The organism is Caballeronia fortuita (genome assembly GCF_001544835.2).
GTDB classification, from domain to species: Bacteria; Pseudomonadota; Gammaproteobacteria; order Burkholderiales; family Burkholderiaceae; genus Caballeronia; species Caballeronia fortuita.
The window spans coordinates 223,752-248,943 of the sequence record NZ_FCNX02000012.1; the positions used below are offsets into that span (position 1 = coordinate 223,752).

Consider the following 25,192-nt stretch of genomic DNA (forward strand, 5'->3'; position numbering starts at 1 on the left):
ATCCAAGCATGAGCAATTCACCTTTCAGCGGCTTCGTCGATGACTACACGCCCGCGCTGCTCGCACAAGTCAGCCAGCTCATCTCTGGCGAATTCCATGCGATCGTGCAAGCCGCCGGCTTTGAGGTTTCTGACTGGCGCGTGTTGTCGACGCTCTCGGAAGGCAAGACGATCAGCATCGGTCAGCTGGCTCAAATGACCGTCACGAAGCAGCCCACCGTGACACGGTTGCTGGACCGCATGGAAGCGCAAGGCTATGTCAAGCGGGTCCCGCACGATACCGACCGACGTGTCACACTGGTACGCATCACGCCGCGAGGCCAGAAGCTCGTCTCCGCGCTCATTAAGCAGGCGAAAGCTCATGAGGAGCGGGTGCTGGCGCCGCTGGGAAAAGCCAAGGCCGATGAACTCAAGGCCACTTTGCGTCTACTTCTCGATCTCCACCGCCCGCCCGCGTAAAGCGTTCCCCGGCCGGTTCGTTCAGCGGGTAGCCTTGGCTATCCTCGGTTAAGCGCCTTAGGCCGAGCCATCTTGAACTTCGCCGCCTCTTCAATTTCAAAGTAGTCCGCGGGACCGCCGCCGCGCATGACCGGGCGCGCGGCCGCCGTTGCATACGCGTTGTCACTCAACAATCCACGCGCGATGTGCACGCCAACGACCTCCCCGACCACCATCCATGTATCGATTGCGCTGCCATTCGCGCGCCGCAACTGGATCACGTCAGACACCCTGCACTCGAACGAAACGGGGCTTTGCGCCACGCGGGGGACGGAGACGGCGCGTGAAGAAGCCGCATCCACGCCGGCGATTGCAAACTCGTCGACGTCGGCCGGCACCTCCGCGCTCGTCAAATTCATGCGCTCGCATAGGTCCCGGGTTACCAGATTCCAAACAAACTCTCCCGTTTCACGCGCGTTCCGTACCGTGTCCTTAAAGCCGACGCTCGAGAAAGCAAGGACGGGCGGCGAATAGTTGAAGATGTTGAAGAAGCTGTAAGGCGCGAGATTGAGGCGGCCATCTGCGGCGCGCGTGGAGATCCAGCCAATTGGGCGCGGTCCGACGATCGCACCGAGCGGATCGTGGGCGAGACCGTGCCCGCGTGCGGGCTCGTAAAAATGGATGTCGTCGTCTGCGACGCCCTGCGACGCAACGAGCTGCGGCGCTTCCATCTCAGTACCTTCCGGAGAGAAGTTCGCCGCAACCCGCCACCTCGGTGCACAGGTCAAGACGCCGCAGCATCTGCCACGTCGTCGCCACCGCTGCCGAGACAGTGGGAATGCCTGACTCGTCCTGCACACGCTGGATAGAAGGCAACGATTGCATTTGCACGCAGGCCGACAGCACGAGGGCATCGGTGTTCGCGCTATTCAGACGCTTGTAGATTTCGACCAGCCGCGCCGGGTCTTGCGCGGCCACCTGCAGGTTATCGGGAATCTCCAGCGCGACGTAATCCTGTACTTCGATGCCTTCGCTCTCGATGTACTCCACGACCATCTTGGTCAACGGTTTCATATAGGGGCACACCACCGAAACGCGCTTCGCGCCCATTGCGTGCAGTCCATCGACCAATGCGCCCGCGCTCGTCACGACCGGCGCTGAGCCACCATTTTCTACAGTACGTTCGAAAAGACGCTTCTCAGATACCCGGTGATAGCCCTGCCCCATGCTCATGATCGCCACGAGGCACGCGTAACCGAGCACGTCGACGCGCGCATCAGACAACTCGAGCGCGCACCGGTCGCTGTCGCGATCCATGGCTTCAAGTTCCTCCTTGACGACCTTCTTCATTCGCATCCGGCTGGAGTGGAACGTGAAGCGCTCGTCGAAGTCGCGCTCGCGCGTACGAAACATCGCCGGAATCTCGGTTTCCATCGTCGTGTTGGACGAGGGCACAATCTGCCCGATACGCAGAACACGGGGTTGTGTCATGACTTGCTCTCAGTAAGCTCGAAGGAGTTAAGGTCCGCCAGTTCGGCGTCAGCGTCGAGGCGGTTGAAGGTTTCGACCGTGCCATCAACAAACTGCGCAGGCGCGAGCGGCCGGCGGTTCACGCGCAGATCGAACACGTCAAAGCGGTTGTAGTGGCCAGTAATGTCGTGCATCTGGCGCGGTTGGATGCAGCGCGAGAGATCGATGTCGGCGTACACGATCCCTTCTTCGTCGATGAGCGGTTCACCGACCACGCGGCCGTCGGGGCCGAGAATCCCCGAGAACGCGCTATTGCGGCGCGCGAGGAGCTCGCGCGCTTGCGGATGCGTGGCACTCATCGCGTCGACGATCTCAGGCGACACCGTCGAACATGAGACCACGGTAAATAGCTTGCCTTCGAAGCAATGCGCGGCGGCTCTCACGCGAATCGCTTCAGCCATGTCATAGTCGGGAGGCGCCACCGGCAGCGCGATATAGCTCGCTACATGAACGAGTTCTCCTTGTGCGAGCAGGCTGAAACGCGCCAGTGTGTTCGTGTTCTCGCCACAAGCGAGTGAGCCCAGCGGCCCGACGCTGGTGTCGTGCACGCGCAGTGCGGAGCCATCGCCATTCGCCCATGTGAGCTTTTCGGCCCACGTCGGCACGAGCTTGCGATGCCGGCCCAAGATTCGCCCGTCGTCGCTGATTGTCAGAAGCGTGTTGTACAGCGTGCCAATGCCTGTTCGGCTACGCTCATTCACGCCGACCACGACATTGATGTGATTCGCTTTTGCAGCGGCGGCAATGCGGCGGATCTCGGGTCCGGGAATCTCGATCGCCGACTTGCAAAGCTTCTCGAACCACGGACTGCCTTCCACCGGGTTCATCACCCAGTTCCAGTAGGGGTAGCCCGCCACGAACACTTCCGGAAAGGCGACAAGCCGCGCGCCGTTGCCCGCTGCTTCACGAATAAGCCTGCATACTTTGTCGACGGTAGCGTCAGTGTCCAGGAACACCGGGGAGGCCTGCACCGCCGCCGCCTTGAATTGGGGAAGATTGAGCATAGAGCGTCTCCGATGGTTCGGTAGGGTTAAGCGGATCTCGCGGGCGTCAAACGGCCACCACCGGATGACGCAGCTCACCAATGCCTTCCACCTGCCCATGCACGATGTCACCGGGCCAGAGCCATTCCTGCGGCGAACGGCCCGCCCCCACGCCGTCCGGCGTGCCCGTAGCGATGATGTCGCCCGGCTCCAACGTGATGGCCTTACTGATGTCCGCGATGAGCGTCGGCACCTTGAAGAGCATGTGGCGCGTATTGGAGCTTTGCTTGGTCACGCCGTTGACGGTCAAGCTCAAGTTGAGCGTATGCGGGTCGGGAATCTCGTCTGCGGTGACGATGCATGGCCCGAACGGTGCATACGTGTCCTGCCCTTTCGAATAGATCCACTGGCCGGCACGGCGACAATCGCGTGCGCTCATATCGATCATCACGCTGTAGCCGAACACGTAGCTGAGCGCATCGGACTCGCTGACACGCTTGGCGCGCGTGCCCATGATGACCGCAAGTTCAATCTCCCAATCGAGTTGCTGCGTGACTTCCTTATTGTGCTCGATGGCGTCGCCCGGACCGATCACCGAGGTCGGCGGCTTTGAGAAAATGACGGGTTCCTTCGGCAAATCCTTCGACGTATCGAGGGTGCGGCTCGACTCCGCAACGTGCTCAACGTAGTTCAGGCCGATCCCGAAAATGTTCTTGCGCGGCCGAGGAATGGGCGCAAGCAGCTTGACATTGCTCACCGGCATCGAGGCGCCGAACGGCCATTTGCCGCGCTGTTCGTTGAGCAACGCGCTCGTCTGCCGTACTGCCTGCGGGCCGAGGTCAATGAATTCGAGCATGCTCGCCGGCAAAGGAAAGCCCGTGGCGGCGCCGAGGCGCTCGAGGTCGACGACAGCATCATCGACGATCGCGCCGAGACGCGCGGCAGCATTCACATCGGATCGATAGGTGACAAGACGCATGATAAAACCTCCCTAAAACCCGCCCGACGAATGAGGCGGCTAATATTGAATCGAACTTCGAATGCCCGACGTTCACGCTGCTACGGTTTGATGCCCGCCGTTTTCGGCAAGCGCTTCTTCGCGATATAGGTTCAGCGCCTGCATGACCGGCAAATCGTTGAAACAGAACAGGCACGCGTCGTCCGACGATGAGCTGTTTGCGTGCTCGTGGAACGCCCACGACGGCACGCAAAAAATGTCACGTTCGGTCCAGTCCAGACGCTTGCCATTGATGATCGAATAGCCGCTGCCCTTCGCCACCTGATAGATAAAGCTGCCCGTGTGGCGGTGAGCGCGCGTCTGCTCGCCCGGACGAAGCAATTGCATGCTCGCGCCAATGGTCGACATCACAGGGCCGCCCGTCACAGGATTTACGTAGTGCATCAGCACGCCGTCGAACGGCGAGCCGTCGGTTACGCGTGCGTGCCGTACAAGGGCTTCGTATGTCGGCTCCCACTCGTACTTGAAGAGCGGGGAGTAGCGCTTGTTCCAGTCGCCGTTCTGCGGGCGCAGACCAGGCGCGCCCCAGGTCGCCGTTGAGTCGTTCACCGGGTGCGTGACTGCCTGGCGAAGATCGGGATGCACCGCATAGAAACCGGCCTCCAAGGCATTGACGAGCGGAATGTCGAGACCGTCCTGCCAAATGCAGGCCGTGCCCTCCTCCGCCACCCCGTGCTCATGCCAGGTGCCATTGGGGGTAAGCACGAAATCATTGCGCCCGAGCGTCATTTTGTGGCCGTCGACCACGGTGTAGGCGCCCGTGCCTTCCATGATGAAACGCAGCGCAGATGAAGAGTGGGCGTGCGCCGACGCAACTTCTCCCGGGTGCATGACCTGAAGCCCCGAATACAGCCAGCCAACCGCTGCTGACACCTCCCGACGACCCGGATTGCTCAAGTAGATGACGCGACGGCCGGCCTTTTCGGGCGACACGAGGTCGACAGAACGGAGCACATGCTCACGCATATCGCGATAGCGCCAGAGCACCGGGACCGACTCGGATCTGGGCTGCCACGGTTCGATCTTGTTCGCCACGGTCCAGAGCGCCCCCGCCTCCAACTTTTCAAGTGATCTGTAATAGGCGATGAGTTCTGGCGTGTCTTCAACATCTGCGCGGCCCGCGACGCCCTCGCGATACGCGTCGTAATTTTGCTCAGCCATGTCGTTGCGACTCCATTGCGTGAAAGTAGGTCAACCAGGCACGCTGCCTTCTCATGATGGCGCGCGTTGAAAGGCGCGTTCCATCTGCTCCTTAGCAAACAGATACTGCGGCGGCCATTCCACGTTCCGGTAGCCGAGCTTCGCGCTTTCACGCAGCAGCCACGCGGGATCCGCGAGATACGGGCGCGAAATCGCGCATAGGTCGGCGCGCCCCGACGCGATGATGCCGTTCACCTGGTCGCCTTCCGTGATGGCGCCTACGGCAATCGTCGGCACCTGCGCCTCGTTGCGAACGCGGTCGGCAAACGGCGTTTGATACATGCGGCCGTAGATAGGCTTCTGCTGCGGCGTCACTTCGCCAGACGAGCAATCGATCATGTCCGCGCCGGCGGCCTTAAGGAGGCGCCCGATCTGCACCGCGTCATCGCCGCCAATGCCGCCTTCCACCCAGTCCGAGGCGGAAATCCGCACCGAGATCGGTTTTGCCTCCGGCCACACGCGGCGCACCGCGCGAAGGACCTCGAGAGGAAACGCCATGCGGTTTTCGAGCGATCCGCCGTACTCGTCGTCTCGCTGGTTCGTGATTGGCGAGATAAAGCACGACAGCAGATAACCGTGACCCGCTTGCAACTCCAGCCAGTCGAAACCGGCTGCATTGGCTCGACGGGCGGCCGCAACGAAGTCGTCGCGCACGCGGTCCATGTCGTCCCGCGTCATGGCTCGAGGCGTTTCCGATACACCGGGCAGATACGGCAGCGCCGAAGCCGAAACCAAGGGCCAGTTGCCGGTCTCCAGCGGATGGTCCATCTTCTGCCACCCAAGTTGCGTCGATGCACGGCGTCCTGCATGACCCAGCTGGATGCCGATACGCGCACTGGAGTTGGCGTGAAGAAATTTAACGATGTGCGCGAACGCGGCCGTCTGTTCGTCGTTCCAGAGTCCGGGGCATCCCGGCGTCGCCCGTGCTTCCGGAGAAACCGCTGTCATCTCAACCATCACGAGCGCTGCGCCGCCGAGCGCGCGGCTACCGAGATGCACGAGATGAAAGTCACCCGGCACGCCGTTTTCGCACGAGTACATCGCGGTGGGCGAAACCACGATCCGGTTCTTCAGTTCGACGTCGCGGATTCGATACGGTGTAAGCATCGGGGGCACAGCGTGGTCGGCACTCGTCGCGCCAGCCTGGCTGGCAAGCCACGTCTCATAGCCTTCGAGCCACTCGCGATCTCGCAGACGAAGGTTCTCGTGCGAAATTCGTTGCGAGCGGGTAAGCAACGAATAAGCGAACTGTTCCGGTTCCAGACTAGCGTAGCGCTCAACGTTCTCGAACCAATCGGTCGAATTACGCGCGGCGTTCTGTATCTTGAGTACTTCGACGCTGCGCACCGCCTCGTAATGCGCGAGCTGCGTTTCGAGTGACCCACTGATCGTTTTCAAGCTACGCGCCAACTCGATCGCGTCCTCGAGAGCCAGCTTGGTTCCTGAGCCAATCGAAAAATGCGCGGTATGCGCCGCGTCCCCCATCAGCACGACCGGAACTTGCTTTCCATCGCCTTGCGTGGTCCAGTGCACCCACTTCCCACAAATGACGCGCGGGAAGCGAATCCAGATCGCGGAGCCGCGCAGATGCGTGGCGTTGCAGATAAGCGGATTGCCGTCGAGATACGGTGCAAAAAGTCTCTCGCAATAGGCGATGCCCTCTTCCTGACTCATCTCGCCAATGCCTGCGGCTTGCCACGTCTGCTCGGGCGTTTCGACAATGAAAGTCGACAGACCGTCCTCGAAACGATAGGCGTGCGCCTGGAACCAGCCGTGCTCGTTCTGCACAAAGATGAAGTTGAAGGCGTCGAAAACCTTCTTCGTGCCCAGCCAGACAAAGCGGCATCGACGCTCGTCGATATCGGGACGGAAGGTCTGCTGATACTTCCTGCGCGTGAGGCTATTCACTCCGTCGGACGCAATGACGAGGTCGGCGTCATACTTGCGAGCGATCGTCTGATCATCCTCGACATACTCCTCGAACACCAGCTTGACGCCCACGTCTTCGCATCGCGCCTGCAGAATGTTGAGCAGCTTCTTGCGGCCAATGCCGATGAAGCCGTGTCCACCGCTTCTGATCGAGCGGTCCTTGAAGTGGATCTCGATATCGTCCCAGCGATTGAACGCGTCCCCGATCGTCCCCGCCGACACGGGATCGGCTTCGCGCAGGTTGTCCATCGTCGCGTCGGAAAACACCACGCCCCATCCGAACGTGTCGTAAGGACGATTGCGCTCGACGACCACGATCTCGTTTTTTGGATCTTGCAGTTTCATAAGCAATCCAAAGTACAGGCCCGCCGGCCCGCCTCCAATGCAGACGATCTTCATTTGCCTTGCTCCGATATCTCAGATTTACCTATGCAGCCCTGCTAGCGAGCGCCGCCCCGCTTCATTGATCGACCGCGACTGCGCACTCATTCGCCGCACGCTCGATTCCGGCCCGCAAATCCTCCGGAATCGGGATGGATTCGTGGGTGTCCAGCGAAGTCGTCACGATTGTCTGGCGCGCGGCCATGCGAACCACCCCATCGGCGCCGGTACACGTCCATCCGAGCGTCAGTGACTTGTTGCCGAGGCGCTCCACGTCGAGCGAGAGCGAAACTTGGTCGCCCATTTTGCTGATCGCCTTGAAGTCGACCTCCAGACGCACCGTCGGCATTCCGACGCGCCGTGTGCCGAGCACGCCGTGATAGCCGTCGGGCAACAATTCGTCGATCCACTGTTCGATCAGGTCGTTGAAGAGCACGAAATATTGGGGATAGAAGACAATCCCGGCTGCATCGCACTCGGAGAAGTGGATCTTGCGCTGGCGTTCGAACACGTGGGTACTCATATCGATTCCTCGATTTGTTGTGGGCCGCTCAAGCCAGCGCGTGCCGCGCAAGCGCCGCTCTCAACTTGTGGCCATGTTCGTCGGCGAGCGCGGCGTCGCGCAAGTCGCGCAGGGTTGCGGGGGCCAGCCGCGCACCGGCCTTACTCACCGCGGTCATCAGCGTCTGGTAGTTCTTCAGGCCGCGCGCATGTGTATCGCTATAGCCTTTGACCAGTCGCTGGCACTGGGCGATTTCAGTGGCCAGCGCGGGATTGTGTTTTGCCGTCTCGGCGATCTGCGCCAGCCAAGCTTCGATACGTGCGTTTTCGAGCTGATAGCGCAGCGTGCTGCGCCGAATGGCCCGCAGGCTGGCGACGGCGTGCAGCATCAAGTAGCCGCCCAGCGAACTCGTGCGGATCACCCGTCCAGACTGCGTGCGTCGCTTGACGAATCCGTGAAGCCAATGCGGCTTCGCCAACCAGCGGCCGAGGCCCGCAGGCAGCGTCTCGCAGATTTCTTCGATACGCGGATGCATGAACTCGTTGATTTCCAGCAACTGGTTCGACTGAGCCTGCACTTCACCGCGCACGCGCTCGAAGCGCGCGCCGCGCGTCTTCAGGTCCGCCACACGGATCGTGTCTTCATACGACATCCAGAGCGCGAGGTGACGCGCGGTCTCGCGTAACAGTGCCGTTTCTTCGGCGGGCAGTGCGCTGGCGAGCGCGATGAGCCGGTCGAGATACACGCGCGCGTAGTCGGGATCCTGATAGTCGATCAGGCGGCGCACACCTTCGAGGGCAATGCGCTGAACCGCGATTGGCAATTGCGCACGTACACGCTCGACCAGCCGTGCGACTGTCGAATTGCGGGGCGTCGGCTGCAACTCGTCCGCAGGCACCCCGGCGTCGGCAGTGTCTTCCTCGCTTGCGCGATCGAACGCGAGCGCGAATGCCCGCAGGCTCGGCTTGACGCCGACGCCGCCCCGCTCGACCGTCTCCTCGAACTCGCGGCGACTGAACGGCAGCACGCCAGCGCCGGCGAGCGCGCCAAACAGCACGGCGCTAATCACACTGCCGCTTGCCTGTGCCGCGGCCGCCATGTCGAAGCGGATGTAACGCTTTGCCGCCTTGCTTGCGTGTGCAATAAGCGTTTCGCTATCCACGCGGCCATCGCCCATTGCGGTTTTTTCTGCGATTGAGTAGACGCGATGCGTGGAAGAAATGAGCGTCGTGCGGTCGGATGTGACGAGTCCACGTTGCACGGCGCGGCCTGCCTCCATGAGCTCCGAAGCGAGAACGACATCCACGTCACCCGGCAAAGGCATCAGCGAGAGAACGGGCGCGCGGGCGAGGCCCGGTTCTACCGGAAAGAGCTCGACGTAATAGATGGTCGCTCCGGTACGCTGTGCGACCCCCGGTACCGACGTAGTCTGGGCGCGATAGCCGTTGTGCTCGCCGAGATCGACAATCCAGTCGGCGAGCACCCCGCCGCCCTCGCCGCCCATGGCGAGAATCGCAATTTTGATGGGTTGCAGGTTCATCATGTTCATCCTGAATCAGAATGCGTAGCGTGCACGGCGCGCGGCGCCGCGGCGTTGAAGCCAGCCGATCACTGCGTCCCGCGTGCGCTGCCGCAGCTTGTCCGCGCGCGTGGGGTTGCTGATGATCTGCGCGCGATAGAACGACGGACACAGGACCGCTGCATGCGAAACCTCCCCGCACAGACCGCAGCCCACGCAACTGTCCAGCACGGTTGCCACTGGGTCAGTACGCAGCACGTCGGGATTGGGTTTGATCGACAGCGATGGGCAACCTGACAGGCGGATACACGAGTGATCCCCCGTACAGGTATCGGAATCGACGCCGAATCGTTCTCGCACCACGCGCTCGCCCGCAGCGATGGCCTTGCGCTGCTTCGGCTTCTCCCGCCGCTGCTTGTTGAGCATGCACTCGCTTTGCGCGATCAGCACCTTGGGCCCCTTGGTAGGCGTGGTCAGGGCCTCCTTGAGCGTCGCCTTCATGGTCTTCAGGTCATAGGTGCGACGTACCGTCTTCACCCAATTCACGCCCACTCCACGCACCGCCTGCTCGATCTCGTGCCCCGTGCTACGAGTCGGATTCAGCGCGGTCGAAGACAGGATGTCCTGACCACCCGTGGCCGACGTATAACTGTTGTCGACCACCACAGTCAGGTTGTCGCTCTTGTTGAAGACGGCATTGGCGATGCCGCTTGTCAGTCCGTTGTGCCAGAATCCGCCGTCGCCCATGACGGAAATGGCGCGCTTCGCGGCTGGCGCATTGAGCGCAGCGGCACTGGCGCCGCCCAAGCCGTACCCCATCGTCGTAGCGCCCAGATTGAACGGCGGAAGGATGGAAAACAAATGGCAGCCAATATCGGCGCTGACGTGATGCGGGCCGATCTCACGCTCGAGCAGCTTCATCGCAGTGAAGATCGGGCGCTCAGGGCAGCCCGTGCAAAAGCCAGGCGGGCGCGCGTGCACATTGTCGTCAAGCGCGGGCAACTCGTTGACTTCCGGTGTCCGATTGTCTGCCGCGACGTTAGTCGTCGCCGCTTCTTTGACCGCGACCACCGGTATCACTTTGCGCGGCGCCGGCTGCGGCTCAAGGACGCCATATCGCTCGAAGAAGCTACGCAGTCCCTTCATCACCGTCGCGGTGTTGTATTCACCAGCAAGCGGCAGGACGTCCTTGCCATGCAGCGCGGCCGACACGCCCCGCTGACGAAGGATCGCGCTGGCGTTCTGCTCGACGAAATTAGGCTGCCCTTCCTCGATCACAAGCACCGCACGCTTGTCCGCACAGAAACGCTCCCATTCAGAGTCGATCAGGGGATACGCCACGTTCATTACGTACATCGGGATTTTCGACTCGCCATATACGTCGGCGAGGCCCAGCCGTTCGAGGGCTCGCAACACCGTGTTGTAACTACCACCTTGCACGGCAATGCCGATGTCCTGGCCGTCTTCTCCGAAAAATTCATTAAGCCTGCGTGACTCGATGAACTCGACGGCCGCAGGCCAACGTTCATGGATCTTTTCGCGCTCGTGCGCAAAGCTCGCTGGCGGCAGCACGATACGGTTGACGTCGCGCGCCGGGTTCTCGAGTGCGTCCTTGATCGTGAAGGCGGAGCGCTTGTTATCAGAGGCGACGAACTGCCCGTGCAGGTGGCACGCACGAATGCGCAGCTGCAGCATGACGGGCGTACTGCTCGCCTCCGAGAGGTCGAACCCGTCCTTCACCGCTTGCACGATGCAAGGCAGATTCGGGCGCGGGTCAACAAGCCAGATTTGCGACTTCATCGCGAACGCGTGACTGCGCTCCTGCATGATCGACGAGCCTTCGCCGTAGTCTTCGCCGACGATGATCAATGCGCCTCCAGTCACCCCGCCTGACGCGAGGTTCGCCAAAGCGTCCGAGGCGACGTTTGTCCCCACAGTCGCCTTAAAGGTAACGGCGCCGCGCAGCGGGTAGTTGACAGAGGCCGCCAGAGAGGCGGCGGCGGTCGCTTCGCTGGCGCTGTTCTCAAAGCGGATGCCGTGGTCCTGGAGAATGTCTTGAGCGTCGGCGAGCACATCCATCAGATGCGAGATGGGTGCGCCCTGATAGCCGGCCACATACGCGACACCCGATTCGAGGAGGGCTTTGGTCACAGCAAGAATGCCCTCGCCGCTGAACACTTCCCCTGCGCCCAGGCGCAGCTTCTTGACTTCCTCAACAAACGAACGCTCGGCCATCATCGCCCTCTTACAGAATGTTCCTCGACCACGACGCGTAATTCGTCGTCCTTGAAGCTAGTATATTTCCATATTCATCTATTTCAAAATCATAGTTTTCCCTGAGGATCGATTTGTATCGCCCGTGCAGTGGAAGCCCAGTCGGATAGGTTCCGGGGTCCCGCCACCCTTGCTACTTTGGACCATACAATCGCGCTCAGAAGATGGCCCACGCCCCGTAGAGGGCGGCGGCCGCGGTTCCCCATAATGAACCGCCGAACCCCGCTTGGGGCGGCCATCACTGCTCACAGCCATCGCCCGCAACAGGTACTGGAATACGCCGTCGACTCCGCAGGAAGCCTGCTGGTTTGCCGGCTCCCGCCCTTAGCACATCTGACGCATCGTCCGGTGCAAGCACACTCAGCTGCCGAGCGCTGCATCGTTGACTGGCTCGACGAGGTCGAGTTGTCCTTTCAGGGGGTCCGGCGTTTCCGTGACCGCGGCCCCGGACGGCATGAAATCCAACAGTGCGTTCGAGGACGCGTCATTTGCCTGCCATACGGGGCGACCAGCAGCATTAGGATTTCCCGCTTTGGCGAAGTCGGCCCAATAGGCATTCGCTAACTGGGCGACACGCTCGTCCTGGTCCGTGACCTGGCTACCGTATGCCGCAGTCAGCGTGTCGAAGACGTACGGAATCTCGGCCGCGTGTACGGCACCGCTCACCTTGCCTTTCAAGGATTGCGCGACATACGAGAATCGGTATACATAGGAAGCGGATCCGTGCGCAATGACGCTGCGCGCCACGAATCGCGCGGGCTCATGCATCAGTTCAACCCGCGCGATTTCGCTTACCACGTCCGGAACAGTTGCAGTCCCGTTTGGATCGAAGACGGATCTCGCGGCGGCAAGATTGCGTGAACCAAAAATCGCATACGCGTCGTCCTTGGTCTTCGCGGGCACGGGAATCGCAAGGTCCGCATCATTGGTGCCCACCAGCAACGAAACGGAGTTGAATTGACCACTCGCGTATAACCTTCCCGGTTCGTCAGTGACCAGCTTGCCGTCGATCATCGGGCCGGACGACCAAGTTGCACTCGCGGAGGACGCGGTACCGAGATTCAACCCGTTTACCACCTGGTCGGCCGTCAGGGCGCGCAACTGGGTCAACGCGGTCGTATCATTGCCGGAGATCCCCATGCTCTGCGCGAAGGCGGTTCCGAGTTGCTCGCCCGACGCGACGTTCCCCGGTCCGGTCGCGGTGAGATAGCGTCCATACGTTTGATTGACGCGTCCACTACCGGAATCGATGATTGCTTTCGAGAAGAGCCCCTTCGCCAGAGGCGACGTAATCAATGAGTGCACCGATTCGCCGCCGGCCGACTCGCCGAAAACTGTCACGTTCTTGGGGTCTCCACCAAAGGCCGCAATATTGCGCTGAACCCACTGCAACGCGGCAATCTGGTCCATGTATCCGTAGTTGCCAAGCGGTTCGGCCGACTGAGAGGCCGTGAGTGCGGGGTGTCCGAAGAAACCGAATCGCCCTAACCGATAGTTCAGGCTCACAAATACCAACCCGTGCTTGGCAAACTGGCTTCCATCGTAGACCGCTGGCGATGAGCCGCCATTCGTATAGCCGCCACCATGTATCCATACAAGGACAGGTAACTTTTGGGTCCCACTTGTGCCTGCGTCCGCAGCAGGACGCCACACGTTCAATACAAGGCAATCCTCCGACGGTGTGGTCCTGATAGGCGCAGCGTCGGAAGCAAAGGGTAACTGCATACAATCATGTCCGTAGGCGCTTGCATCGCGCACACCGCTCCAGGAAGCTGCTGTCTGGGGCGCTCGCCAACGTAAATCGCCTACGGGCGGCGCTGCGTACGGAATACCCTTGAATGAAAGGACGTTATCCGAAACAGCGCCGCGTAGTTTGCCACTCTCGACTGCCGCTGACGTCGGGTCCGAAGATGCTTCCTCGCCTCCCGAGCAAGCGGCCAGAAACAGCGCCGTGACGCCGCAAAGAACGCTCATCGATGTGAATCGATGCGACCGAAATACCGAATCCATATTTGCCTCCGCATCGGATAACGCTATTGTTTTGCTGATGTCAGGCTACCGGCGTGCTACAACGAATGTTCGTCCTCGAAAACGCCCGCGCACTCAGAACTTGTGACGCATGCCGATTCGCAATGCCACCTGATTCGGCGAACTGGATGCTGCGAGCACGGGTGCGAGGTTGGCTACCGCACCGCCAGTCGCGTGCATGTAAGTTGCGCTGGCGTAAACGTCAGTACGTACCGAAAGCAGGTAGTCGATGCTTGCATCGCCTTCGTGATAGCCCGGTGCATAACCCGTCTGCGACACGCGGCCAGCCGTGTAGCTGTACGCCGCGCCTAGTTGCAAACTCGGTGTGAGCTTATAAAGCCCGACGATTTCGCCGATGTTGAACGTTGCGTGGCCGCCGATCTTGGCGCCGAGCGTTGGATCGAGATCGCCGAACTGCGTGTGCGTCCAGTCGGCACTGATCGTCGCCCGACCGAAGTTGTAGGCCGCACCGACGCCGATCACCTTATAGCTGCCTGCAGCAAGACCGTAGTTCCCGTTCACAGTGTTGGACGCAGTCCAAAGTCCTTCAGGAACAGCCTGGGCGGGATGATCGATCGACGTATAGGCGCCGGCGAACTGGAACCCGCCGTATGCGTATGTCAGTGCGAAAGATTTCGCGCTCGTTCGGGCGAAGTCACCAGCGACGCCACCGAAGCTGTACATCGCCACGCCGGTAAGCCCGGCAATGGTCGGTGACACATATTTGACGGTGTTGTTCAGGCGAAAGTCGATGCCATTGTTATCGAGATCGCCTGGATGCGGAAAGAGAATGCCCCCCGGGAGCATGCCATTGGCCGAGAACGTGCCGATGTAATCTCCAATGGCTTCGCCCTGTCGACCCATCGTCACCGTACCGTAGCGTGTACTCGAGAGACCAACGTACGCTTGCCGGCCGAAGAGCCGTCCGCCTTGACTCAGCGTCCCCGTGTTCACGTTGAAGCCGTTCTCCAGCTTAAATAGCGCGGAATAGCCGCCGCCAAGGTCTTCCACTCCCCTCAAGCCCCAGCGGTTGCCCTGCGAAATGCTCCCTTGCATCTGCCACGCGCTGTGACCGCCTTGATTGCTGGACCAGGTCAGGCCGTCGTCGATGATCCCGTACAACGTCACGCTACTTTGAGCATGCGCAACCTGGCATGCGAATAGGTATCCTAACGACAGCCCAAATAAGAACTTTCTCACGACGATCTCCCTGGTATAAAGCGACGTTTTTTTCTTAAGACCTGCTGCTGGTTCGCACAATGTCAGACTGCAACCGCGACGATGCATTGATCGTCGTGCACCTCTAGCCGCACCGCCGATCCGTCCGGGACCGCGGCGTTCAGGCGCGCGACCACCACAGGCCCCGCGTCCGTCCGTACGGTCGCGAGATAAATCAGTGGCGAGTCTCGTTCGCCCGCGCGGTGCCGTACGACGGTCGATTCCATCACCGTCCCCAATTCAACCGTGCGTCGCGTCCACCCGTTGCTGCCACAGCTTGGGCAGAAGTACCGAGCCGGAAAGAGGGTCAACCCGCACTGCGTGCATTGCGTAACGTCGAGGTTCATCATTCGCTCCTCAAGCTCTTTCCATCACCACGGCGTTCGCGCACATTCCGTAGCGATACTCGACCATGCCGTATCCGCTCACCACGGCGAGCTTCGCTTGCTTCACCTGTCGATCGCCCGCTTTGCCCTGAAGCTGCGCGATGGCTTCGACCAGCCCGTGCATGCCTCCGGCAGCGCCCGCCTGCCCGACGGAAAGCTGCCCGCCCGAGGTATTGACAGGTAAGGTACGCGAGGCGATCCGCGCAATGAGCGCACGCAAATCCCCGTCGGCGGCAAAGCCGAGGTCGCTCAGCTGCGCAAGAACCATCACCGGATAGTCGTCATATACGGACACCAAATCGACGTCTTCAGGACTTACGCCCGCCTGTCGCCACAGATCCGCTGCCACCTGTTTGAGAGATGTCTCGAGCCCGTCGCCCACCTGATGGTCGGCGTTGTACAAGCATTTAAGGCCCCGCACGCGGACGGCCTTCGGACCGCGCGCGAGGTCATCACGAGTGACCAGGATGGCGTTTGCGCCACCCACCACGGGCACACAGTCGAGGCGCCCGAGCGGATCAGCCACCAGCGGTGCTGCCAGGTAATCGTCGACAGACATCGGCGTCCGATAAACAGCTTTGGGATTCAGGCTCGCCCATTCGCGTTGGGCGACACATATTGCGCCATAGTCGGCGCGGGTAAGGCCATGACGCCTCGCATGTCGCTGCGTGAGCATCGCGAATACGCTGTTCGGCCCACCATTTTTTAAGGGCCGTAGCCACGTACGGGTCGTCAGATTGTAGTTTTCGACGAGATTCTTGAAATCACTAGGCTGGAACTGGTCGCCTGAGACCAGCGCGATGACATTCGCGTCACCGTGCTGAATCGCGCGAATCGCATGCTGTAACAGATTGATGCTGCTTGCGCCACCGTGGCAATCATCCATGCACCAGCGAGGACTCAGGCCAAGCCGCCATGCTAGATCGACTGCGTGATCGGGACCCAGCGTAAATGAAGCCACTCCCAGACCATCGATGTCTTTCGCCGAGAGGCCAGATTCATGCAGTAACGAGCCGAAAGCTTGCGCGAGGAGCTCGCCAGTTGAACCAGTCGTCGGCTGCCGGCTGTAAGGCACCTCGACGCCGGCCGCAACGACAACCCCATCGAAATCGGATGCTGACATGTTGGCGTTCCTCAAGCGCGTCTGGCGACGGTTTCACGCGTGAAGACGAGCGCGATGACCGTGATGAGACCCATCCCCATCATCATCAGCGCGACGGGCCATGCCGCGTGGTAATGCGCGAGCAACGCAGTCGCGAGCATCGGCGCAAGACCACCCGCGAATACGGATGCCACCTCATGTCCCAGCGCCATGCCTGAATAACGCACCTCGGTACTGAAGAGCTCACCCATCAGGCTTGGCTGCGTGCCGACCATCGCTCCATGACAGATCGCATTTCCGAGCAGGAACGCGAGCCAGATAAGCGCCGGAACCTTGGTGTCAATGAGCCAGAAGAAGGGAAAGGCGATTGCAACGAGTCCCAATGCGCCGATCAGATAGACGGGCTTGCGGCCAACACGGTCCGACAGCCGCCCCCACAGGAGCATCGCAAAAAGTTCAATGCTCATCGAGACGATCACGCCAGCGAGCATGACCTGGCTCGACACACCGATGAACTTGCCGTAGGCCAACGCGAAGGCGAGCATGATGTACGAGCCGCCGTTCTCCGCCACCCGCAGGCCCATCGCCAACAGAATCTCGCGCGGGTGCTTGCGGATCACATCAAGCACAGGCATGTGCGCTTTTTTCCCCGCAGCCTGTGTACTAGCGAATTCCGCGCTCTCAGGCAACTTCGAACGAATATAGACGCCTACGCCAAAAATCAGAATCGAGAGAAGGAACGGGATCCGCCAGCCCCAGCTCATAAATGCGTCCTTCGGCAACATCTGCACGATAAAAAAGACTACGGCAGACAACACGAACCCGCCCCCCACGCCGATCTGGCTCAGCGATGCGTAGAAGCCGCGCTTCTCGGGCGGAGCGGACTCACTGATCATCAGGACACCGCCGCCCCATTCGCCGCCTGCAGCGACGCCTTGTAAGATGCGCAGCGCCATTAGTAACGCCGGCGCCCACATGCCTACGTGTGCGTAGGTTGGCAGGACACCGATCAAGAAGGTCGCGCCCCCCATGATGGACAGTGTCCATACCAACGCCCCCTTCCGGCCAAAGCGGTCTCCGATGTGACCGAAGATGACGCCCCCGAGCGGACGCGCAGCGAAGCCGACGGCAAAGCCGGCGAACGCACCGAGCGTTCCGATGAGCGGGTCCGTTCCTTTCGGGAAAAATAGTTCGCCAAAGACAAGCGCGGCAGCCGTGCTGTAGAGAAAGAAGTCGTACCATTCGAGCGCGTTGCCCGCGACCGATGCCATCACGATTCGTCGAAGCGACTTTTGATCGACATGGCCCGCTACTTCGGCGGTCGATCCGTTTGAGTGGGCGGCCTGGGCCGACAGGGTTTGCATGCTTGCCATCTCTTACTCCTGGTGTGCCCCGAGGGCACTGAAAGGTGACGATGGAGTTGCGTTTGCTCCCCTTGGTATCGGGTCGACCGACGACGGGAGGGAAACGATATTCGCGTTGCAGCTGTTCGCGATCTAGGAGCGCTTGAGGCGATATCCCGACTCTTCGAGATCCCACGTCGTTGAAGTCACTCCCGATTCCCGCAACTTGTACTTCATGATCTTGCCGTTTTCCGTCTTCGGGACATCGGGCCTGAAATCGACATAGCGGGGGACGGCGAAGTAAGGCATGCGCGGCTCACAGTACTTGACGAGTTCGAGCGGATCGAGCGTGCGGCCCTCGCGCAGAACGATGGCGGCCATGACTTCATCCTCGGCAAGAGAAGACTGCACTGCAAAAACTGCGGCCAGTTCCACGTCGGGATGGCTGAGCAGGACTTGCTCGACCTCGAACGAGGAAATGTTCTCGCCGCGTCGACGGATTGCGTCTTTTTGCCGGTCAACGAACCGGAAATAGCCGTCCTTGGTTCGCACGACGCGGTCACCTGTGTGGAACCAAAGGTTGCGCCACGCTTCATTCGTCTTCTCCGGCATGCCGAAATAGCCGCTCGCGAACGCGAAGGGTTGGTCCGCACGCAAGATGAGCTCCCCTGCCTCGCCGTCCGGCACCGGCTGGTCGTTCTCATCGACGACGCGCGCGTCGAAGCCGTGCGCGAGTTTGCCCATGAATCCCGCACGGCGTGTGTTCAACTTGCCGCCGATGACCGAATTCGTTTCGGTCGAGCCGTAGCCGTCGACAAGACCGATGCCGCAGCGTTCTGTGAATGCGTCCTGAAACTGCGGGGGCACGCCGGGTGCTAGCGCTACGCGAACACGGTGTTCGCGCTCCTTGGGCGATGGTGGCCGTGAGAGAAGAATCGGAACCATTGCGCCCAGCACGTACGTGACCGTCGCCCCGGTGCTGACAAGCGAATCAAAGAACCCGCTAGCCGAGAACCGCCGTTCGACGATGAGCTGCGCATCGTGCATCAGAGCTTGGAAGAAGCTGTTGAGCGCGTTTGTGTGAAAGAGGGGAAGACACGTATAGAGCACATCGCCGGCGCGCACTTCAAGGTCGCCTCCTGTATGCGTGCCCCACCAGAAGAACTGCGCATGGGGACATACGACGCCCTTGGATAACCCGGACGTGCCTGACGTGTAAAGAATAACGAACGGATCGCCGTCGCTAAGCGCCGCCGCTTCGACCGGCTCACCGCCCGGGGGAAGCCCCACTTGCGCAAACGGCGAGGGTCCAGAGACGTCATGCGGCGCACCGATGACCCAGATTGTTTCGAGGGAGAGTTCATCGTGGTCCAGCGCCCTGACCGCTTCGATCAGGTTTGACTCTGCAACCAGGAGGCGGGCGCCGGAGTTCCGCAAGATGTGCTGTAACTGCATGCCACGCGAGGCGGTGTTGATTGGCACGGCAACCGCGCCAAGCCATCCGCACCCGAGCACCATTTCCATGAACTCGATCCGGTTTCCGCAGAGGATCGCGACGCGGTCACCCCGCCTAATTCCGTAAGCTGCTAATGCACCGGCGCGTCTCGATGCTGCCTCAACGGCGTCGCGTGCCGTCCAAGTTGTTTCGCGATCAGAAAAGAGCGGAGCATCACCGTTGCGAGCAGCGCGGCTTAGCAACAAATCAGGCAGCGTGCGATGCGCTCCTGCAATCACCAGTGGTTCCACCAACGTGTTCATAAATCTCAGCCTCGTCACATCAATTTGAAACGAGTCTAGGATTGCCTATACTATCCGTCAAATTCATAAATAATATGGGCGGTATAAGCGTGGCGGATTTCAATAAGGTCGACCTGAACTTGCTTCGCGTGTTTCAAGCGGTCCTGGAAGAAAGGAGCCTGACCCATGCGGGCAAGCGCTTGGGCCTGTCGCAGCCGGCGACGAGCTACGCATTGGGACGACTTCGCGCAATGTTCGATGACCCACTATTCGTGCGCACGCCCGAGGGCATGTTGCCCACCTCCGTTGCACAGCGGCTGAAGGATCCGATCGGCCGGGCCCTCGCGGCCGCAAGGGAGGCGTTGCGTCACGGCGAACCGTTCGATCCGGCGACGAGCACGCGGGAATTCCGGGTCTCGATGTCGGACGTTGGCGAGCAGGCATTCCTACCGTCCATTTGCGAGAGGCTTCAAGAACTTGCGCCGCGCGTTCGCATCGCAGCGGAAGCTGTGCCTGTGACTGAAGTTGAAGAACGCATGCGGCTCGGACAGCTCGATTTCGCCATCGGCAACCTGCCATCGCTGAAGACGACGACCGAGCACGCGCTGCTGTTCAAAGATGAGTACGCTTGCATGACCCGCAAGCGGCCCGGCCTGCCAGCCAAACGACTCACCGCGGAACAGTTCCAGCAAATGTCCCACGTCGCAGTCGCATCTTTGGATCGGAGTCACGTGTTGATCGAGGAGTCTTTGCGGCTCGGCGGGCTGTACCGCCGCATTGCGCTGCGCGTGTCCCACTTCAACGTAACGCCAGAGATACTTTTGCGCACCGACTGGATGGTAACGCTACCTCGCGGCGTCGCTGATATCTTCAACGACGCAAATCAATTCGCGGTGTACCCGCCGCCCATTGACCTACCGCATTTTGAATCGACGATTCACTGGCATGAGCTTTATGGGTCGGACGAAGGCAACCGATGGTTTCGGCAGCTGTTATTGGAGACTTTGAGGCGATGAGGCGGGAGCGAGATTGAGCTTTGCACCGCGACTGGAAGCAGGACCGCCATCACGAAATTCCGGCTCGCCACAACTAAAGCCCTGAAAGCGTCTGACGCCGAAGTCGCGCCGCTTGGGCTTGCAGTCTCTGCATCCGATCGATGCTTAAGCCTTGCTGCCGCCGCCTAGTCTGCACCCCCGTGCCTAGTCAGCAGCGCTATCAGCTCCAAGCTCAGGAAGTTTCGGTGAGAATCCTGAGCGTCTTGCCGCATTTTGGTATCACACACCCAGTATCAGCAGCGCGCATAAACCAATCGCACTCACCAATCCGGCCCGCGTCGCAGTCGCACGCAGATGCACTCAATGAATCAGGTCCGGCAACACGAAGTCACCAGCATCCGCAGCATGACTCGACGCCGCGTTGCTCAAGACCGAGACGGCTACGGCAGCCAGTGCATGACCGACCGAGGTTCACCCGCCCGTCGTGACGCTTCGGGTGATATTCCAACGAACGCGGAAACGCGACATTAGCGGTCTCACTGGCGTGGTTGCATGAATGACAACCAAGTCCGAAATGCTCGCGTTGAGTCTCGGGCCGTTTCATGGATTGAACCAGCCGTTCGACCGACCGCTCGACGAGTCTAGCGAGCGGCAGAAACTGGCCGGCATGAGGCAAGACCGCTGCCAGCTTTCTCGCTGGGAACCGGACATTGCGCGGGGACGGACGAGATTGGAGCACAAGAAGTGGATGGACGCTCTCGCTCACTAGCTGCCTCCTTAGTCGTGATGCTCCAATAGCGCACTGAGGCAAGAGTCTACCTGTGCGCGCTTGAGATCGACCAGTAGATCGTCGTGGACAAATCGATTCACCAAGTGCACGTAATATTCGAGCGTAGTTTTGATGTCGTTGTGGCCCATCAGTTTGCGCAGTTCCTCATCCAGCGCCGCATCGTAAACGAAATGCTGCCCGAGACGCCCCTTCTGCTTGAGCGCTTCGTAGACGAAGTACGTGGCGCAGGAATGCCGGAGCATGCAGGCCGTGAAACGGCGCCCCTTGAATTTAGCGTCGAGTGCCTTCGCAGCCAGAGATGGAATTTTGGCGAACTCGCGGTAAAGCATTTGATAGGTCACTGCATACCCCGCCTCGTTCAGGAACAGGACGGAGTTCGGTGGGGAAATCCCTGTCCGGTCGCGGTACAATTCCGCACGCTGTCGGCGAAGCGGGATGTAGGCGGCACAGATGGCTTGCCACAGCTTCCCAGGGAACTCGATGGAGCGCACCTTGCCCTTCGATGCAAACTCGTAATGCAACGATCGTCGACCAAGGTCCGGCGGTGCTTCGCCTTCGTCGTAGGGCACGAAGTCGACGTTGACCGCCTTGCCGCGATACGGAAGCTGGAGCAAGTCCTTAGGGCGCACCGCCGTGATGCGAATTATCGTCGCAATGATGGCATACACGAGGTCGTCGAAGAGTGGCAGCGCCGCCTCGTAGTCGGACTGCGCGACGAGCCTGTCCAGCTCGCGGTGATGCAATGCTGGCCGTCCAGTGGGTAAGTTGAAGTTGAGCTTCTCGACGCTGACGGAAGGCTTAATGTGTCCTAGTAGGTGCTGGTTTGCATCGAGTCGATGCTCGATCTCATCGCGATCCACTTCAAGGGAATGCTCGTAACCGTTTTTCTTCGCCCAACTGTAGAAGTCGTAAATCCGGTAGGCGTAGTGGAGCGCCGTATCGTAGGCAATGGTGCTGCCGTCCTCTCGGGGCTGCCCCAGATGGACCAGATAGGCATCGAAGATGTCCTCGTCAATGGACTGCCAGGCCACGCAGCCGTAGCCGGCATTGTCCAGCCAGTCGAAGTAGCGTGCCAGAATATGCGCATAGTTGCGGCTGGTCTCGATACTCCTAGATTTCCGCTTCGCGACCGCCATCATCCAACGCGTGGGCTCTTCGAGAAGTCCGTGATCGTTGTCGAAGAAGATGGCAACCCGCGAACGCTTGTAGGCGGGATGACCTATCAGGCCGTTTGCGAACTCCATTATGCTCACGATGCCGACACCTCGTTTGGTGCGAATGAGTCAATCAATGCCCGCATTTCCTCGATTCCTCTCAGCAGGTTGTCCATGCGTTCATTCAGCGCGTCGAGCTGTATGTCCACCTCACCGTCGAAGTCTGGTGATGACGGCTTTTCGGCGCCGGGCGCTTTAGCGATTCCCCGCTGCCTCAGGGTCGCCTCCATCTCCACCAGTCGCATCTGGATGGCAGAGGCCTGATACAAGGTGCTCCGAGGGAATCGGCAGGCCGCAACCACCGTTTGCCGGCTGATCCGGGTGCCCGCCTTGTTGAGGTACTCTCGCCAATCGCCTGCCTCCTCTCTGGCGGTAAAGAACGCGTTGAGCCGTTCTAGCTTGCTCATAGCATCACGCCAGCACGATGGAGTTGAAGGGCTCGGTCAAGGACACCTCCTCAAACTCCGCCGCGACCATTTCGATGGCATGCTGCGCCTCGATGTGAGCCGCACCATGGTGCCTTCGACCACTGCGGGTTACGCACGTCGGACCGTCGGCGCGTACCCGAACGCAATGGATCGGAGCGTTTGTGATCTTGCGTAATCGATCCGCGATGAAACGGCGCTGCTCTGCAGTGTGCACGACGCCATCGATGTAAAGCGCGATGCCGGGGACCTGAGACTTATGCTCCGTGGCCCAAGTAGTTTTCCCGGCCTTCGGCAGACCGCACAAGACATAGACTGCACCGATGGTCTTGGCGACTGGCTCGTCAGGTATGACCTCGGCCAGTTGGTCCATGAACGACGCCAGGGTGTCGGCCCAGGAACTTGACGCCGGTAGCGTTATGTAACGCTTCGTGGTCAATGCCGCCGGTTCCGTTGGACCATTACGCACCTGCTGTTGCAGCAAGGCAACCTCCGCCCGGAGCTGCTTGATTTCCTGTTTGTCGTGCCCGGACTCCTTGAGTTGCTTGGCCCGATTCGCCGTTTTGGCCGGCGTCTCGGCAGCCAGCGCCACGTAGTATTGAAGCTGATCGACTAGTTTGCGATAAATCTTCTCTGCATCCCTCCTGAGCGCTTGCAATTCACCTTCAGCGTTCGCCACGCGCTCTTTGAGTTCGGCCACCTTCCGCTGGACTTTCGACGCCCCAGCAAGCTCGATCTCGACGAGCTTCACGCGTGACGATGTTTTGCCTTTGATGACCGCACGGACCTCTCGCCAATCCGGGTCGGGCAGGTAGAGGGTAGCCCTGGCGACACCAGCCGTCATCGCCACCTTCTCGACGTTGAGCTTGTCGCCGCGCGAACGCATCGTCCCGATGCACGCATACACGCGATCGAGAAGGTCCCGATTAGCCATTCGCCACCGTTCTTAGAAATCCGTCTGCATGGTCACTGTCGATCTCGCGCAACCGAGCGAAGGCCTGCTTGATGATCCGTTCCGAGAAAACCTTCTGCTGCACCCCGGCATACGGATGCGCGACAAGCTTGTGATGAAACGCGATCTCGTTTTCGAGAACAGGGATGTGTCTCTCCGTGAAGACAGCGAAGCGGCAGTTCAGGGGGGCGCAGGCGTACAGCGTCGGATGCAGTTCCGGCGCTTCCGCGAGAAGCTTGTGCCCGCACGGCGAAGGCTCCGCCGTCGCCGGAGTCTTCATGCAGATCGCTAGATTTGCGCGATGAAGAATAGAAATGCCCTGGTCCAGCATCGACTCAACATACTGAACCAGCGTCTCCTTGCCAGCGTCCTGCAGCTTGGCCTTGAATATTGTGGATTCTTCGATGGTCTTCCGGACGCGCAGGCCCGCGACACCGCCGATCTTTTTGTTCAACGCGGCCCCGACGACCTCCGTCAAGAGAGCGACATTCTGGGCGACGATGATTTGTTTGATTTCCGTATGCACGCCCGGAAGGGCGAGGATATATCGCAAGGTCATCTTCAGACTCTTGTGCGAGAACAATTGGCGGATCAGTTCAATGTTGCGCGGGTCTTGGTAGATCAAATACATCGCCAGAGACTTGCGGAAGCGGTGCGGATAGACTGAGGCATCAACCCCGGTGATGCGGGCGACGCGCTTTACTGCTCGTTCTGGATACGCAAGGTGCGCACGGTTGCCGAAATGGTGTCCCGCTACGACGGCGAATAGGAAGTCGTGCCCGCCATACATGCGTGCTTCGTGCGACAACGCCTCGATTAGTCCAATCGCCCTTGCCGTCGGCTCCGGAATGGGAATGACCTTTGTGTCCCCTTGGCTGGCCTGGGAGGTCTTAAAGACGGTGAAGTTCAACCAGGGGCCTTCCGCTGTCCTGCTCACGCAACCGGAGCGCAAATTGACTACTTCCGACCGGCGCATTCCGGTAGTCGCCAGGATTAGGGTGCAGCAGGCGTCGACGAACGAGGCGATGATGTGCATGATCCGGTGCGTGTCGAGGTAGTCGGTGCCATCGGCACGCTTGGTCATGATGTGAAGCGGCCACCAAGGTTTTCCTTCCACGAGGGCAGGCGTGTAGGCAGCGAATGCTTCCAGTCTGCGCGGCGACAATCATCTTGGCCGGTATAGCGACAGAGGTTTTGGCCGTTGGTGAGAGGTCGGAGGCGGCGTAGCC

At 60.4% G+C, this 25,192-nt stretch carries 21 protein-coding genes; 2 read left to right on the forward strand and 19 right to left on the reverse strand.

From position 1 onward, the window contains the following. Positions 1-8: 8 nt before the first annotated feature. Positions 9-458, forward strand: a complete 450-nt coding sequence (locus AWB77_RS23200; RefSeq protein WP_061136773.1) for a MarR family winged helix-turn-helix transcriptional regulator — start codon at positions 9-11, stop codon at positions 456-458. Between the two features lie 38 nt (positions 459-496). Here the strand turns inward: AWB77_RS23200 and AWB77_RS23205 are convergent, their stop codons facing one another. The 15 genes from AWB77_RS23205 to AWB77_RS23275 form a co-directional block, all read right to left on the reverse strand. Continuing rightward, positions 497-1,168, reverse strand: coding sequence for a flavin reductase family protein (locus AWB77_RS23205; protein WP_061136774.1), 672 nt, complete (start codon positions 1,166-1,168; stop codon positions 497-499). A 1-nt stretch (position 1,169) separates the two neighbouring features. Further along, positions 1,170-1,928 (reverse strand): maleate cis-trans isomerase family protein, encoded by a 759-nt coding sequence (locus AWB77_RS23210; protein WP_061136775.1) that lies wholly within the window; start codon positions 1,926-1,928, stop codon positions 1,170-1,172. Further along, positions 1,925-2,971 carry a carbon-nitrogen hydrolase family protein gene (locus AWB77_RS23215; protein ID WP_061136776.1) on the reverse strand — a complete coding sequence of 349 codons (1,047 nt, stop codon included), beginning with the start codon at positions 2,969-2,971 and terminating at the stop codon, positions 1,925-1,927. The genes AWB77_RS23210 and AWB77_RS23215 overlap by 4 nt, the downstream gene beginning before the upstream one ends. Before the next feature lie 46 nt (positions 2,972-3,017). Continuing rightward, positions 3,018-3,929 carry a fumarylacetoacetate hydrolase family protein gene (locus AWB77_RS23220; protein ID WP_061136777.1) on the reverse strand — a complete coding sequence of 304 codons (912 nt, stop codon included), beginning with the start codon at positions 3,927-3,929 and terminating at the stop codon, positions 3,018-3,020. Between the two features lie 72 nt (positions 3,930-4,001). Further along, entirely contained in the window at positions 4,002-5,129 is a 1,128-nt protein-coding gene (locus AWB77_RS23225; protein ID WP_061136778.1) for a cupin domain-containing protein, read from the reverse strand. A gap of 51 nt (positions 5,130-5,180) precedes the next feature. Then, positions 5,181-7,496 carry a bifunctional salicylyl-CoA 5-hydroxylase/oxidoreductase gene (locus AWB77_RS23230; RefSeq protein WP_061136779.1) on the reverse strand — a complete coding sequence of 772 codons (2,316 nt, stop codon included), beginning with the start codon at positions 7,494-7,496 and terminating at the stop codon, positions 5,181-5,183. A gap of 61 nt (positions 7,497-7,557) precedes the next feature. Then, complete coding sequence (locus AWB77_RS23235; RefSeq protein WP_061136780.1) at positions 7,558-8,001, reverse strand: acyl-CoA thioesterase; 444 nt, start codon at positions 7,999-8,001, stop codon at positions 7,558-7,560. A gap of 28 nt (positions 8,002-8,029) precedes the next feature. Beyond that, positions 8,030-9,520: an indolepyruvate oxidoreductase subunit beta family protein gene (locus tag AWB77_RS23240; protein ID WP_096031173.1), complete on the reverse strand. Its 1,491-nt coding sequence runs from the start codon at positions 9,518-9,520 to the stop codon at positions 8,030-8,032. A 15-nt stretch (positions 9,521-9,535) separates the two neighbouring features. Continuing rightward, the gene (locus AWB77_RS23245) at positions 9,536-11,734 is read right to left on the reverse strand and encodes a thiamine pyrophosphate-dependent enzyme (protein WP_061136811.1); all 2,199 of its coding nucleotides are present in this window, start codon (positions 11,732-11,734) and stop codon (positions 9,536-9,538) included. A gap of 399 nt (positions 11,735-12,133) precedes the next feature. Next, the gene (locus AWB77_RS23250) at positions 12,134-13,783 is read right to left on the reverse strand and encodes a carboxylesterase/lipase family protein (protein WP_341844994.1); all 1,650 of its coding nucleotides are present in this window, start codon (positions 13,781-13,783) and stop codon (positions 12,134-12,136) included. Between the two features lie 93 nt (positions 13,784-13,876). After that, positions 13,877-14,929, reverse strand: a complete 1,053-nt coding sequence (locus AWB77_RS23255; protein ID WP_244158626.1) for a porin — start codon at positions 14,927-14,929, stop codon at positions 13,877-13,879. Between the two features lie 134 nt (positions 14,930-15,063). Then, entirely contained in the window at positions 15,064-15,369 is a 306-nt protein-coding gene (locus AWB77_RS23260; protein ID WP_244158620.1) for a Zn-ribbon domain-containing OB-fold protein, read from the reverse strand. Positions 15,370-15,376: 7 nt separating this feature from the next. Beyond that, positions 15,377-16,528: a thiolase family protein gene (locus AWB77_RS23265; RefSeq protein WP_061136813.1), complete on the reverse strand. Its 1,152-nt coding sequence runs from the start codon at positions 16,526-16,528 to the stop codon at positions 15,377-15,379. A gap of 11 nt (positions 16,529-16,539) precedes the next feature. Continuing rightward, a complete protein-coding gene (locus AWB77_RS23270; protein ID WP_061136782.1) occupies positions 16,540-17,880 on the reverse strand; it encodes an MFS transporter in 1,341 nt (446 codons plus the stop codon). 123 nt (positions 17,881-18,003) lie between these two features. After that, positions 18,004-19,608 (reverse strand): ATP-dependent acyl-CoA ligase, encoded by a 1,605-nt coding sequence (locus tag AWB77_RS23275; protein WP_061136783.1) that lies wholly within the window; start codon positions 19,606-19,608, stop codon positions 18,004-18,006. An 89-nt stretch (positions 19,609-19,697) separates the two neighbouring features. Between AWB77_RS23275 and AWB77_RS23280 the strand changes: the two genes are divergently transcribed. Beyond that, positions 19,698-20,603, forward strand: coding sequence for a LysR family transcriptional regulator (locus AWB77_RS23280; protein ID WP_061136815.1), 906 nt, complete (start codon positions 19,698-19,700; stop codon positions 20,601-20,603). A gap of 756 nt (positions 20,604-21,359) precedes the next feature. Here AWB77_RS23280 and AWB77_RS23290 read toward each other — a convergent pair. The 4 genes from AWB77_RS23290 to AWB77_RS23305 are packed head-to-tail and all read right to left on the reverse strand — an operon-like array spanning position 21,360 to position 25,047. Continuing rightward, positions 21,360-22,616, reverse strand: coding sequence for a site-specific integrase (locus AWB77_RS23290; RefSeq protein WP_208601551.1), 1,257 nt, complete (start codon positions 22,614-22,616; stop codon positions 21,360-21,362). Between the two features lie 5 nt (positions 22,617-22,621). Beyond that, complete coding sequence (locus AWB77_RS23295; RefSeq protein WP_061136785.1) at positions 22,622-22,993, reverse strand: VPA1267 family protein; 372 nt, start codon at positions 22,991-22,993, stop codon at positions 22,622-22,624. A gap of 4 nt (positions 22,994-22,997) precedes the next feature. Continuing rightward, on the reverse strand, positions 22,998-23,945 hold the full coding sequence (locus AWB77_RS23300; protein WP_061136786.1) for a hypothetical protein: 948 nt from the start codon (positions 23,943-23,945) through the stop codon (positions 22,998-23,000). Next, positions 23,938-25,047, reverse strand: coding sequence for a tyrosine-type recombinase/integrase (locus AWB77_RS23305; RefSeq protein ID WP_061136787.1), 1,110 nt, complete (start codon positions 25,045-25,047; stop codon positions 23,938-23,940). Before AWB77_RS23305 ends, AWB77_RS23300 begins: the two co-directional genes overlap by 8 nt. Between the last annotated feature and the right edge of the window lie 145 nt (positions 25,048-25,192).